At 61.2% G+C, this 14,471-nt stretch carries 8 protein-coding genes; 7 read left to right on the top strand and 1 reads right to left on the bottom strand.

Going from position 1 to position 14,471, the window contains the following annotated elements; translation table 11 throughout:
- Positions 1-3 precede the first annotated feature (3 nt).
- The 7 genes from pilQ to hemE all read left to right on the top strand — a co-directional run bounded on the left by pilQ (position 4) and on the right by hemE (position 13,030).
- Positions 4-2,091: a type IV pilus secretin PilQ gene (gene pilQ / locus ABTV29_RS29115; protein WP_433767964.1), complete on the top strand. Its 2,088-nt coding sequence runs from the start codon at positions 4-6 to the stop codon at positions 2,089-2,091.
- Positions 2,092-2,095: 4 nt separating this feature from the next.
- Positions 2,096-2,614, top strand: coding sequence for a shikimate kinase AroK (aroK, locus tag ABTV29_RS29110; RefSeq protein ID WP_056725695.1), 519 nt, complete (start codon positions 2,096-2,098; stop codon positions 2,612-2,614).
- 151 nt (positions 2,615-2,765) lie between these two features.
- Positions 2,766-3,866, top strand: coding sequence for a 3-dehydroquinate synthase (aroB, locus tag ABTV29_RS29105; RefSeq protein WP_433767963.1), 1,101 nt, complete (start codon positions 2,766-2,768; stop codon positions 3,864-3,866).
- 10 nt (positions 3,867-3,876) lie between these two features.
- Positions 3,877-5,478, top strand: coding sequence for an AAA family ATPase (locus ABTV29_RS29100; RefSeq protein ID WP_433767962.1), 1,602 nt, complete (start codon positions 3,877-3,879; stop codon positions 5,476-5,478).
- A 347-nt stretch (positions 5,479-5,825) separates the two neighbouring features.
- Positions 5,826-10,271: a glutamate synthase large subunit gene (gltB, locus tag ABTV29_RS29095; protein ID WP_433767961.1), complete on the top strand. Its 4,446-nt coding sequence runs from the start codon at positions 5,826-5,828 to the stop codon at positions 10,269-10,271.
- A 33-nt stretch (positions 10,272-10,304) separates the two neighbouring features.
- A complete protein-coding gene (locus ABTV29_RS29090; protein ID WP_110965971.1) occupies positions 10,305-11,723 on the top strand; it encodes an FAD-dependent oxidoreductase in 1,419 nt (472 codons plus the stop codon).
- 239 nt (positions 11,724-11,962) lie between these two features.
- Positions 11,963-13,030, top strand: coding sequence for a uroporphyrinogen decarboxylase (hemE, locus tag ABTV29_RS29085; protein ID WP_433767960.1), 1,068 nt, complete (start codon positions 11,963-11,965; stop codon positions 13,028-13,030).
- Between the two features lie 128 nt (positions 13,031-13,158).
- Here the strand turns inward: hemE and ABTV29_RS29080 are convergent, their stop codons facing one another.
- Positions 13,159-14,400 carry an MFS transporter gene (locus tag ABTV29_RS29080; protein ID WP_433772059.1) on the bottom strand — a complete coding sequence of 414 codons (1,242 nt, stop codon included), beginning with the start codon at positions 14,398-14,400 and terminating at the stop codon, positions 13,159-13,161.
- Positions 14,401-14,471: the final 71 nt, after the last annotated feature.

Here is a 14,471-nt window from a genome sequence, read left to right as displayed (position 1 = left end):
AAAATGAACAGGATTTTCTCCACCCTCGGAATGTCGCTATGGATAGCGCTGCTTTCGCCGATGGTACAAGCGGCCAACCTCAAGGCGCTGGATGTCGCCGCGCTGCCCGGAGACCGCGTCGAGTTGAAGCTGGCGTTCGATCAGCCGCCGCCGGCGCCCCGCGGCTACACCACGGAGTCGCCCGCGCGGATCGCGCTGGATTTGCCCGGTGTTGTCAGTCAATTGGCAAGCAAGACCCGTGATCTGGGCAGCGGCAATGCCCGAAGTGCGACGGTGGTCGAGGCCGCTGATCGCACGCGGTTGATCATCAACCTGACCCAATTGACCCCCTACAGCACACGGGTCGAAGGCTACAACCTGTTCGTGGAGGTGGGCCAGGGAAGCAAGACGGCTGCCAAAGCGCCGGCCTCCAGGGCGCCTGCCGCCGCGGTGTCGACACCGGCCCCGACGCGTGCGCCCGTGGCGACCTCCAAGGCCATTCGTGGGGTGGATTTCCAGCGCGGCACTCAAGGTGAAGGCAACGTAGTGATCGACTTGTCGGATCCGTCCATTGCCCCGGACATTCAGGAGCGCGAAGGCAAGATCGTTCTCGGTTTCGCCAGGACCCAATTGCCCGAACCGCTGCGTGTGCGCCTGGACGTCAAGGATTTCGCCACTCCGGTGCAATTCGTCAACGCCAGCGCCACCGGTGATCGGGCCACGATCACCATCGAGCCCAGCGGCGCATTCGATTACTCCACCTATCAGACCGACAACAAGTTGACCGTCAGCATCCGTGCGATGACCGTCGATGACCTGCAAAAACGTAACGCCGATCGATACGCCTACAGCGGCGAAAAGCTGTCGCTGAATTTCCAGGACATCGATGTGCGTTCGGTGCTGCAGCTGATTGCCGACTTCACCAACCTCAATCTGGTGGCCAGCGATACGGTGCAAGGTGGTATCACCCTGCGTCTGCAAAATGTGCCCTGGGATCAGGCGCTGGATCTGGTGTTGAAAACCAAGGGCCTGGACAAGCGCAAGATCGGAAACGTGTTGCTGGTGGCGCCGGCCGATGAAATCGCCGCCCGGGAGCGCCAGGAGCTGGAGTCGCAAAAGCAGATCGCGGAGCTGGCGCCTTTGCGGCGTGAGCTGTTGCAGGTCAACTACGCCAAGGCGGCCGATATCGCCAAGCTGTTCCAGTCGGTGACCAGTGCTGAGGCGAAAGTCGACGAACGTGGCTCGATCACCGTCGATGAGCGGACCAACAACATCATTGCCTACCAGACCCAGGACCGGCTCGACGAGCTGCGCCGAATCGTGGCGCAACTGGATATTCCGGTGCGTCAGGTGATGATCGAGGCGCGAATCGTCGAGGCCAACGTGGATTACGACAAGAGCCTCGGCGTGCGCTGGGGTGGCTCGATCCAGAACAAGGGCAACTGGAACACCTCTGGCGTCAGCAACGGCGCCAACGCCTCGACGACCATAGGCACGCCCGGCAGTACCAGCACCAATACACCGTTCGTCGACATGGGCGCTGCAGGTAATACGTCGGGAATCGGCATCGCGTTCATTACCGACAACGTTTTGCTCGATCTTGAACTGACGGCCATGGAGAAGACCGGCAACGGTGAAATCGTCTCGCAACCCAAGGTGGTCACGTCCGACAAGGAAACCGCGAAGATCCTCAAGGGCACCGAAATTCCCTATCAGGAAGCAAGCTCCAGCGGCGCGACATCCGTGTCTTTCAAGGAGGCGTCGCTGTCGCTGGAGGTCACGCCGCAAATCACTCCGGACAACCGGATCATCATGGAGGTCAAGGTCACCAAGGACGAACCTGACTTCCTGAACAAAGTGCAGGATGTACCGCCGATCAAGAAAAACGAGGTCAATGCCAAGGTCCTGGTCAATGATGGCGAGACCATCGTGATTGGCGGCGTTTTCTCAAATACTCAGAGCAAGGTTGTAGATAAGGTGCCATTTCTTGGCGATGTGCCGTATCTTGGCCGCCTTTTCCGGCGTGACGTGGTTTCGGAGAAAAAATCCGAGCTGTTGGTGTTTCTCACTCCGCGTATCATGAATAACCAGGCGTTTGCTGTGAGTCGTTGATTCTGTGCGAAATTTGATTCTTGTAGGGCCGATGGGGGCTGGAAAAAGCACCATCGGCCGATTGCTGGCCAAAGAGCTGCGCTTGCCATTCAAGGATTCCGACAAGGAAATTGAATTGCGCACGGGCGCCAATATCCCTTGGATCTTCGATAAGGAAGGCGAACCGGGCTTTCGTGATCGTGAGCAGGCAATGATTGCCGAGCTGTGCGATTACGACGGCGTGGTGTTGGCGACCGGCGGTGGCGCAGTGATGCGCGAAGCCAATCGTCGGGCACTGCATGCCGGTGGACGGGTGGTTTACCTGCATGCCTCTGTCGAGCAACAGGTCGGTCGCACGTCTCGCGATCGCAATCGACCGTTGCTGCGTACCGCCGATCCAGCCAAGACCCTTCGGGATCTGCTGGCGATCCGCGATCCGCTTTATCGGGAAATCGCCGATCTGGTGGTGGAAACCGATGAGCGGCCGCCAAGAATGGTCGTACTCGATATTCTCGAACGCTTGCAGCAACTGCCTCCCCGTTAAAGCGCGACGCGAAATGCGCTATCCTCGGCGTCCTGCCACATCCGCACCGGATTGTGGCGGATGGCTCTGGTGCGGCGTCACACCAGCAGATGTCGTGGACTTTCGATAATTCAAGGCGGGATGCCTGATTTCATCTTCACTGTGGGGACACATGCAGACACTCAAGGTCGATCTAGGCGAGCGCAGCTACCCGATTCACATTGGCGAAGGTTTGTTGGATCAGCCCGAGCTGCTGGCCCCGCATATTCGCGGACGGCAAGTCGCAATCATCTCCAATGAAACCGTTGCGCCGCTCTATCTTGAACGTCTGACCCGCAGCCTCGCGCAGTTTTCGGTGATCTCCGTCGTGTTGCCCGATGGCGAAGCCTTCAAGAACTGGGAAACCCTGCAGCTGATTTTCGACGGCCTGCTGACCGCGCGGCACGACCGCCGTACCACGGTGATCGCCCTTGGTGGCGGTGTGATCGGCGACATGGCCGGTTTTGCGGCGGCCTGCTACCAGCGTGGGGTCGATTTCATTCAGGTCCCGACCACCCTGCTGTCGCAAGTCGACTCTTCGGTTGGCGGCAAGACCGGCATCAATCACCCGTTGGGCAAGAACATGATCGGCGCGTTCTATCAGCCGAATGTCGTGCTGATCGACACCGCTTCCCTCAACACCCTGCCGGCCCGTGAACTGTCCGCCGGGCTTGCCGAGGTCATCAAGTACGGCCTGATCTGCGATGAGCCGTTCCTGACCTGGCTCGAAGACAACGTGGATCGCCTGCGCAGCCTGGACCAGCAAGCCCTCACCTATGCCATCGAACGCTCTTGCGCGGCCAAGGCCGCTGTCGTCGGTGCCGACGAGAAAGAGACCGGTGTGCGGGCCACGCTCAACCTGGGACACACCTTCGGCCACGCCATCGAAACCCATATGGGCTACGGCGTCTGGCTGCACGGCGAAGCGGTCGCTACTGGTACCGTGATGGCGCTGGAGATGTCCGCGCGCCTGGGCTGGATCAGCGAACAGGAACGCGATCGCGGCATTCGCCTGTTCCAGCGTGCCGGTTTGCCGGTGATCCCGCCTGAAGAGATGAGCGAGGCTGATTTCCTCGAACACATGTCAGTTGATAAAAAAGTGATCGACGGTCGTTTGCGCCTGGTATTGCTGCGCCACATGGGCGAAGCGGTGGTGACCGACGATTATCCGAAAGAGGTTCTACAGGCCACGCTGGGAGCGGATTACCGCGCCCTGGCTCAGCTTAAAGGTTAATAAGAAATCGATGACTAGTTTGCATGCCGACGAGGCTTTCCTCGGCCATTACCAGTTGAACCATGACCCCTTTGCGCCACGGGTACCTGGCTTCAAGTTTTTCCCGGCCCAGCGCAAACCGGTGCTCGGCCAGCTGCACCACCTGGCGCGCTACAGCCAGCTGCTGCTGGTGGTCACGGGCCCTCAAGGCAGTGGCAAGACCTTGTTGCGTCAGGCGCTGGTAGCCAGCACCAACAAGCAATCGGTGCAGAGTGTGGTGGTTTCCGCGCGGGGTGCCGGCGATGCGGCTGGCGTGCTGCGTCAGGTGGCCCAGGCGCTGGATATTGCCCAGGCCGAGGTCGGCGCCATCCTGGATCAGGTGGTACAGCTGGCCCTGACGGGGCAGGAAGTTTATCTGCTGGTCGATGATGCCGAGCAGCTCGACGAATCCGCCCTGGAAGCGTTGATGGCGCTGGCCGCTGGTGCGCCGGAAGGCCGTCCGCATGTTTTCCTGTTCGGTGAATCGTCGCTGATCGCTCAACTTGAAGCTTTGCAGCTTGAGGAAGAGCGCTTCCACGTCATCGAACTGCAGCCTTACACCGAAGAAGAAACCCGCGAATATCTCGACCAGCGGCTTGAAGGCGCAGGCCGGGGTATCGAACTTTTTACCGCAGACCAGATCTCTGATATTCACGAAAGCTCCGAAGGTTGGCCTGGCAACATCAATCAGGTCGCCCGCGATGCAATGATCGAAGCCATGATTGCCAGCCGCTCAGCGGTCAAGCGTCCAAGTATGGGGTTCAATATGCCGAAGAAACACGTATTGGCGATTTCAGCCGTCGTTGTGGTCGCGGTAGCCGCCGCCTGGTTGATGCCGGGTCGCAGCAAGGCACCGACCACGGGTGCACCGGCCAATGAGCAGGCGCAACTGCCACTGGGGCAGGGACAGCCACAGGCGGGCGGTGCTCCGGCCGTCGAATTCGCCGGTAATACGCAGCCGATGCCGTTGCCGCTGGTCGGTAATTCGCAACCGGTGATGCGCAAACCGCTGGCCGAAGCCGCAGGCGGCATCACCGAGGGTGATGATGGCGTGCCGGTGGAAGGCTCCAGCGCAACACCGCCGACCGTGACCACCACTGCACCGCCTGAGGGCGTGCCAGCCGGCCCTGCGCCGACGCCAGCGGCCAAACCGACCCCAGCACCGACTCAGGTGGCAACCGCCAAGCCCGCACCGGCTCCGGCACCAGCACCGGCGGCCAAGCCTGCTCCAGTGCCAGCCAAACCGGCCGCTGTCGCCGCTGCCAAGCCTGTCGAGAAGCCCGCAGCTCCTGCAGCCAAGGCCGCTGGCGGCACCTGGTATGCAGGCCAGGCGCCGGGCAACTACGTGGTGCAAATCCTCGGCACCAGCTCCGAGGCGACCGCCCAGAACTTCGTCAAGGAGCAGGGTGGCGAGTACCGTTATTTCAAGAAAGTCCTCAATGGCAAACCGCTTTACGTCATCACTTACGGTAACTTCGCCAACCGCGATGCAGCCGTAACCGCCATCAAGGCCTTGCCAGCGAAGGTTCAGGCTGGTAAACCTTGGCCTCGCACTGTCGCCAGCGTCCAACAGGAACTGGCAACAACTCGCTGAAGATTCGGCGGCCTTACCCAGGCCGCCTCTCCCGGCACCTCAAAATTTCTGCAACGCATGCGACTTTCGGGTCGCGTGCGTTGTGGTGTCTGCGTCACAGTAGTCTTTGAGTCGTAGCGGTCGAAACTAAAAAAGTTTTGACTAGCACAGCGGATCGCTTTAAACCTTTCACAAATGCGACATAGATTTGCGACATTTCGTCGTCAAATTTGTGAGGCCTTGTGTCGGTGTGTACAATGACCTCCCTTTTGCTCTCGCAAAGCCGGCGTACGTTCGGCGCGGATCGCAACTGGTTGAATTGAAAAGAAATTTGCCTCGCTAAGAGGCAGCCTGGTGAGAAAGTGTCTATGAAAGCAGGTCTGTACCAACCAGATGAATTCAAGGATAACTGCGGTTTCGGCCTGATAGCCCATATGCAGGGCGAGCCCAGTCATACCCTTTTGCAAACGGCCATCGAGGCCCTGACCTGCATGACCCACCGCGGTGGGATTAATGCCGACGGCAAGACCGGTGACGGTTGCGGTCTGCTGATTCAAAAGCCGGATGCGTTCCTGCGAGCCATTGCCCAGGAAACCTTCGGCGTCGAAATGCCCAAGCAATATGCCGTGGGCATGGTTTTCTTCAACCAGGACCCTGTAAAGGCCGAAGCCGCTCGCGAGAACATGAACCGCGAGATCCTGGCCGCCGGCCTGCAGCTCGTCGGCTGGCGCAAAGTGCCGATCGACACCAGCGTCCTCGGCCGCCTGGCTCTGGAGCGACTGCCACAGATCGAACAAGTGTTCATCGGTGGTGAAGGCCTGAGCGACCAGGACATGGCCGTCAAGCTGTTCACCTCCCGTCGCCGCTCGTCCGTGGCCAACGCCGCCGACACCGACCACTACGTGTGCAGCTTTTCCCACAAGACCATCATTTATAAAGGCCTGATGATGCCGGCGGACCTCGCCGCCTTCTATCCGGACCTGAGCGATGAGCGCCTGCAAACCTCGATTTGCGTATTCCACCAGCGCTTCTCCACCAACACCCTGCCGAAATGGCCGCTGGCTCAACCGTTCCGCTTCCTGGCGCACAACGGCGAGATCAACACCATCACCGGCAACCGCAACTGGGCCGTGGCCCGTCGCACCAAGTTCACCAACGACTTGATGGACCTGGAAGAACTCGGCCCGCTGGTCAACCGTGTCGGCTCCGACTCCTCCAGCATGGACAACATGCTCGAGCTGATGGTCACCGGTGGCATCGACCTGTTCCGTGGCGTGCGGATGATCATTCCGCCAGCGTGGCAGAACGTCGAGACCATGGACCCGGATCTGCGTGCATTCTACGAATACAACTCGATGCACATGGAGCCGTGGGACGGCCCGGCCGGCGTGGTAATGACCGACGGTCGCTACGCGGTGTGCCTGCTCGACCGTAACGGTCTGCGTCCGGCGCGCTGGGTCACCACCAAGAACGGCTTCATCACCCTGGCTTCGGAAATCGGCGTCTGGGACTACCAGCCCGAAGACGTTATCGCCAAGGGCCGTGTCGGCCCGGGCCAGATCTTCGCCGTGGACACCGAAACCGGCCAGATCCTCGACACCGACGCCATCGATAACCGTCTGAAGTCCCGTCATCCGTACAAGCAATGGCTGCGCAAGAACGCCCTGCGCATCCAGGCGACCATGGAAGACAACGACCACGGTTCGGCCTTCTACGACGTCGATCAGCTCAAGCAATACATGAAGATGTACCAGGTCACGTTCGAAGAGCGCGACCAGGTACTGCGTCCGCTCGGCGAGCAAGGCTACGAAGCCGTGGGCTCGATGGGCGACGATACGCCGATGGCCGTGCTGTCCCAGCGCGTGCGCACGCCGTACGACTATTTCCGCCAGCAGTTCGCGCAGGTCACCAACCCGCCGATCGACCCGCTGCGCGAAGCCATCGTCATGTCGCTGGAGATCTGCCTCGGTGCCGAGCGCAACATCTTCCAGGAGTCGCCGGAACACGCCTCGCGCGTGATCCTCAGCTCGCCGATCATTTCCCCGGCCAAGTGGCGCTCGCTGATGAACCTCGACCGTCCGGGTTTCGAACGGGCGATCATCGACCTCAACTACGACGAGAGCATCGGCCTCGAAGCGGCCATCCGCAGCGTTGCCGACCAGGCTGAAGAAGCCGTGCGCTCCGGTCGCACCCAGGTCGTGCTGAGTGACCGTCACATCGCGCCGGGCAAGCTGCCGATCCACGCTTCCCTGGCCACCGGTGCGGTACACCACCGCCTGACCGAAAAAGGCCTGCGCTGCGATTCCAACATCCTGGTGGAAACCGCGACCGCCCGCGATCCGCATCACTTCGCCGTACTGGTCGGTTTCGGCGCCTCTGCCGTTTATCCGTTCCTGGCCTACGAAGTGCTGGGCGACCTGATCCGTACCGGTGAAGTGCTGGGCGACCTCTACGAGGTGTTCAAGAACTACCGCAAAGGCATCACCAAGGGCCTGCTCAAGATCCTGTCGAAGATGGGTATCTCGACCATCACTTCGTACCGTGGTGCGCAGCTGTTCGAAGCCATCGGCCTGTCCGAGGAAGTCTGCAACCTGAGCTTCAAGGGCGTACCGAGCCGCATCAAGGGTGCGCGTTTCGTCGACATCGAAGCCGAGCAGAAAGCCCTGGCCGCCGAAGCCTGGAGCCCGCGCAAGCCGATCCAGCAGGGCGGTCTGCTGAAGTTCGTCCACGGTGGCGAATATCACGCCTACAACCCGGACGTGGTCAACACCCTGCAAGCCGCCGTGCAGCAGGGCGACTACAGCAAGTTCAAGGAATACACAGCGCTGGTGGACAACCGTCCGGTGTCGATGATCCGCGACCTGCTCAAGGTCAAGACCCTCGACACGCCGCTGGACATCAGCGAAGTCGAGCCGCTGGAATCGGTGCTCAAGCGCTTCGACTCCGCCGGTATCTCGCTGGGCGCCCTGTCGCCGGAAGCTCACGAAGCCCTGGCCGAAGCCATGAACCGCCTCGGTGCGCGTTCCAACTCCGGTGAAGGCGGTGAAGACCCGGCGCGCTACGGCACCATCAAGAGCTCGAAAATCAAGCAGGTTGCCACCGGCCGTTTCGGTGTGACCCCGGAATACCTGGTCAACGCCGAAGTGCTGCAGATCAAGGTCGCCCAGGGCGCCAAGCCCGGCGAAGGCGGTCAACTGCCAGGCGGCAAGGTCAACGGTCTGATCGCCAAGCTGCGTTACGCGGTACCGGGCGTGACCCTGATCTCGCCACCGCCGCACCACGACATCTACTCGATCGAAGACTTGTCGCAGCTGATTTTCGACCTGAAACAGGTCAACCCGAAGGCGCTGGTCTCGGTCAAGCTGGTGGCAGAAGCAGGCGTCGGCACCATCGCTGCCGGTGTGGCCAAGGCCTATGCGGACCTGATCACCATCTCCGGCTACGACGGCGGCACCGGTGCTTCGCCGCTGACCTCGATCAAATACGCGGGCGCTCCGTGGGAACTCGGTCTGGCCGAAACCCACCAGACCCTGCGTGGCAACGACCTGCGTGGCAAGGTCAAGGTCCAGACCGACGGTGGCCTGAAAACCGGCCTCGACGTGATCAAGGCCGCGATCCTCGGCGCCGAAAGCTTTGGCTTCGGTACCGCGCCAATGATTGCCCTGGGTTGCAAATACCTGCGTATCTGCCATCTGAACAACTGCGCCACCGGCGTTGCGACTCAGAACGAGAAGCTGCGCAAGGATCACTACATCGGTACCGTCGACATGGTGGTGAACTTCTTCACCTACGTCGCCGAAGAAACCCGTGAGTGGCTGGCCAAACTGGGTGTGCGCTCCCTCGAAGAGCTGATCGGCCGTACCGATCTGTTGGACATCATCGAAGGTCAGACCACCAAGCAACATCACCTGGACCTGACCCCGTTGCTGGGCAGCGATCACATTCCGGCGGACAAGCCTCAGTTCTGCGGTGTGGATCGCAACCCACCGTTCGACAAGGGCCTGCTGGCCGAGAAAATGGTCGACATGGCCACCTCGGCGATCAACGACCTGAGCGGCGCCGAGTTCGCCCTGGATATCTGCAACTGCGACCGTTCCATCGGCGCGCGGATCTCCGGTGAAATCGCCCGCAAGCATGGCAACCAGGGCATGGCCAACGCGCCGATCACCTTCCGCTTCAAGGGCACCGCTGGCCAGAGCTTCGGCGTGTGGAACGCCGGCGGCCTGAACATGTACCTGGAAGGTGACGCCAACGACTACGTGGGCAAGGGCATGACTGGCGGCAAGCTGGTGATCGTTCCGCCTAAAGGCAGCATCTACAAGACTCAGGACAGTGCCATCGTCGGCAACACCTGCCTGTACGGCGCCACCGGCGGCAAGCTGTTCGCCGCCGGCACCGCGGGTGAGCGTTTCGCCGTGCGTAACTCCGGTGCCCACACTGTCGTGGAAGGCACTGGCGATCACTGCTGCGAGTACATGACCGGCGGTTTCGTCTGCGTACTGGGCAAGACCGGTTACAACTTTGGCTCTGGCATGACCGGCGGTTTCGCCTACGTGCTCGACCAGGACAACACCTTCGTTGACCGGGTCAACCACGAACTGGTGGAAATCCAGCGGATCAGCGGCGAGGCGATGGAAGCCTACCGTAGCCATTTGCAACGCGTGCTGAACGAGTACGTCGAGGAAACCGACAGCGAGTGGGGTCGTGAACTCGCCGAGAACCTCGATGACTATCTGCGTCGTTTCTGGTTGGTCAAGCCCAAGGCTGCCTCCCTGAAGTCGTTGCTTTCCAGCACCCGTGCCAACCCGCAGTGATATGCGCCTGAAGAGTTTGATGAGGTTTTAACAATGGCTGAACGTCTGAATAATGACTTCCAGTTCATCGAGGTCGGGCGCAAGGATCCGAAGAAGAAACTGTTGCGTCAACGCAAGAAAGAGTTCGTGGAAATCTACGAACCCTTCAAACCCCAGCAGTCGGCCGAGCAGGCCCACCGCTGCCTGGGTTGCGGTAACCCGTATTGCGAATGGAAGTGCCCGGTGCACAACTTCATTCCCAACTGGCTGAAGCTGGTGGCCGAGGGCAACATCCTCGCCGCCGCCGAGCTGTCGCACCAGACCAACACCCTGCCGGAAGTCTGCGGCCGGGTGTGCCCGCAGGACCGTCTGTGCGAGGGTGCCTGCACCCTCAACGACGGCTTCGGCGCGGTGACCATCGGTTCGGTGGAGAAGTACATCACCGACACCGCCTTCGCCATGGGCTGGCGCCCGGACATGTCTCGGGTCAAGCCGACCGGCAAGCGTGTCGCGATCATCGGTGCGGGCCCTGCGGGCCTTGGCTGTGCCGACGTGCTGGTGCGCGGCGGCGTGACTCCGGTGGTGTTCGACAAGAACCCGGAAATCGGCGGTCTGCTGACCTTCGGCATCCCTGAGTTCAAGCTGGAAAAGACCGTGCTGAGCAATCGTCGCGAAGTCTTCAGCGGCATGGGCATCGAGTTCCGCCTCAACACCGAGGTGGGCAAGGACGTGACCATGGAGCAACTGCTCGAAGAATACGATGCCGTGTTCATGGGCATGGGCACCTACACCTACATGAAGGGCGGCTTTGCCGGTGAGGACCTGCCGGGCGTCTACGACGCGCTGGACTTCCTGATCGCCAACGTCAACCGCAACCTGGGCTTTGAAAAGTCGCCGGAAGATTTCGTCGACATGAAGGGCAAGAAGGTCGTGGTACTCGGTGGTGGCGACACGGCGATGGACTGCAACCGTACTTCGATCCGCCAGGGCGCCAAGTCGGTGACCTGTGCCTATCGTCGTGACGAAGCGAACATGCCGGGCTCGCGCAAAGAGGTGAAGAACGCCAAGGAAGAGGGCGTGAAATTCCTCTACAACCGCCAGCCGATCGCGATCGTCGGTGAAGACAAGGTCGAAGGTGTGAAGGTGGTCGAGACCCGTCTCGGCGAGCCGGACGCCCGTGGCCGTCGCAGCCCCGAGCCTATCCCGGGCTCCGAAGAGATCATCCCGGCCGACGCCGTGGTCATCGCCTTCGGCTTCCGCCCGAGCCCGGCACCGTGGTTCGAGCAGTTCAGCATCCAGACCGACAGCCAGGGGCGCGTCGTGGCACCGGAACAAGGCCAGTACAAGCACCAGACCAGCAACCCGAAAATCTTCGCCGGTGGCGACATGGTGCGCGGTTCCGACCTGGTGGTGACGGCGATCTTTGAAGGCCGTAATGCGGCTGAAGGGATTCTGGATTACCTGGGCGTCTAACCAGGCGACACAAAACCTGTAGGAGCGAGCCTGCTCGCGATGGCGGTGAATCAGTCACCAGATGTATTGACTGACACTCAGCTATCGCGAGCAGGCTCGCTCCTACAGTCGTTTTAGGGTGTTGCGAAGACCTCTGTCCCCCGCGACAAATTGACCCGATAGACAAAAGGCTGACCTGCATTCGTGCCTTTTGCGCCCGGCTCTGAGAAAATGCCCGCACTTTTTTTCCGGATGCCGACATGACTGCCCTGAAGAACGACCGTTTCCTGCGCGCCCTGCTCAAGCAACCCGTAGACGTCACTCCCGTGTGGATGATGCGTCAGGCCGGCCGCTACCTGCCTGAATACCGCGCCAGCCGTGCCAAGGCCGGCGATTTCATGAGCCTGTGCATGAACCCGTCGTTCGCCTGCGAAGTCACGTTGCAGCCGCTGGACCGTTATCCGCAGCTGGATGCGGCGATCCTCTTCTCCGACATCCTGACCATCCCCGATGCCATGGGTCAGGGCCTGTACTTCGAGACCGGCGAAGGTCCACGCTTCAAGAAAGTCGTCAGCACCCTGGCCGATATCGTAGCCCTGCCGATTCCAGACCCGCAGAAAGACCTGGGTTACGTGATGGATGCCGTCAGCACCATCCGCCGCGAACTCAACGGCCGCGTACCGCTGATCGGCTTCTCCGGCAGCCCGTGGACCCTGGCCACCTACATGGTCGAAGGCGGTTCGTCGAAAGACTTCCGCAAAACCAAAGCCATGCTCTACGACAACCCGCAAGCCATGCATCTGCTGCTGGACAAGCTCGCACAGTCGGTCACCAGCTACCTCAACGGCCAGATCAAGGCCGGTGCGCAAGCGGTGCAGATCTTCGATACCTGGGGTGGCAACCTGTCGGCCGCGGCCTATCAGGAATTCTCCCTGGCCTACATGAAGAAAATCGTCAGCGGCCTGATCCGCGAGCACGAAGGTCGCAAGGTGCCGGTGATCCTGTTCACCAAGAACGGCGGCCTGTGGCTGGAAAGCATCGCCGACGCCGGTGCCGACGCGCTGGGCCTGGACTGGACCTGCGACATCGGCAACGCCCGCGCCCGTGTCGGTGACAAAGTCGCCCTGCAAGGCAACATGGACCCGACCGTGCTCTACGCCAAGCCAGAAGCGATTCGCACCGAAGTCGGACGCATCCTCGCCAGCTATGGCAAGGGCAGTGGCCATGTGTTCAACCTGGGTCACGGCATCACCCCGGAAGTCGATCCGGAGCATGCAGGCGCCTTCTTGCGCGCGGTGCATGAGCTGTCGGCGCAGTATCACGAGTAACCAGCGCCCGGTTTCAATGTGGGAGCGAGCTTGCTCGCGATAGCGGTGGATCAGTCAACAAGGTTGTTGAATGTGACGCCCCCATCGCGAGCAGGCTCGCTCCCACAGTTGTTTGTGGTGTGTCGACTTCAGGCCTTCACGCCACCCAATGGCGGCAACTTCGACAGCTTCAACGCCACCCCCAACGCCACCAGCAGCAACGCGCCGATGAACAGGCCGATGCCATTCCAGCCGCCCACATGCCAGAACACACCGCCCGCCGTACCGGCAACGCTTGAGCCGGCGTAGTAGCTGAACAGGTACAGCGACGACGCCTGGCCCTTGGCCTTGGTGGCGCGGCGGCCGATCCAGCTGCTGGCCACCGAATGGGCGCCGAAGAAGCCGAAGGTGAATACCAGCATGCCAAGGATCACCAGTGGTAGCGGGGTGAACATCGTCAGCGCGAGGCCGGCGATCATCAGCACGATCGTGCTCCAGAGCACTTTGCGCCGGCCTAGTCTGTCGGCCAGCGAACCGACTTTCGCCGAACTGTAGATACCCGACAGGTACACCAGCGACAGCAGGCCGACAAAGGCTTGTTCCAGGTGATACGGCTCGGCCAGCAAGCGATAGCCGACATAGTTGAACAGGGTGACGAACGCGCCCATCAGCACGAAGGCTTCCAGGAACAGCAGCGGCAGGCCGGCGTCGCGAAAGTGCATGGTGAAACCATCGAGCAGGCTGCGCGGGTGCAAGGAGCGGGCGCGGAAGTTGCGCGATTCGGGGAGGATCTTCCAGAACACCGCCGCGGCGATCAACGCCAGGCCACCAATCACCAGCATCGCCGAGTGCCAGCTGATGAAGTCGATCAGAACCCCGGTAATCAAGCGCCCGCTCATGCCACCGATGGCGTTGCCCGCGATGTACAGGCCCATGGCCAGACCCAGGTGTTGCGGGTGGATCTCTTCGCTCAGATAGGTCATGGCGACCGCCGCCAGACCGCTCAGGGACAAGCCGATCAGCGCGCGCATGATCAACACACCGTGCCAGCTGGGCATCATCGCGCTGGCCATGGTGCACAACGCCGCGGCGAACAGTGCCGCGACCATCACCGGCTTGCGCCCGATGCGATCGGACAGCGGGCCGGTGATCAGCAGGCCGATGGCGAGCATGCCCGTGGCCACCGAGAGGATCAGGCTGCTCTGCGCCGCGTTGATCGAATATTCGTGGGACAGCAGCGGCATCATCGGCTGCACGCAATAGAGCAGGGCGAAGGTCGCGAAGCCGCCGGAGAACAGCGCCAGCACCGTACGCATGAACGCCGGCGTGCCTTTTTCGATGTAGATCTGCGCCAGCTCGGCGGCAACATCGCCTTGTGCGGCGGGTGTAATTTCATGGGCGAGTGGAGCGACAGCAGTTTTCACGGGGGACCTCGGAAGCGCACAGCCGGTCAGGCAATGAA

Origin of the sequence: Pseudomonas putida (genome assembly GCF_050989985.1) — a bacterium.
Taxonomy (GTDB): domain Bacteria; phylum Pseudomonadota; class Gammaproteobacteria; order Pseudomonadales; family Pseudomonadaceae; genus Aquipseudomonas; species Aquipseudomonas putida_AI.
The sequence above is the reverse complement of the archived record's forward strand: the minus strand, read 5'-3'. Positions and strand labels throughout refer to the sequence as shown.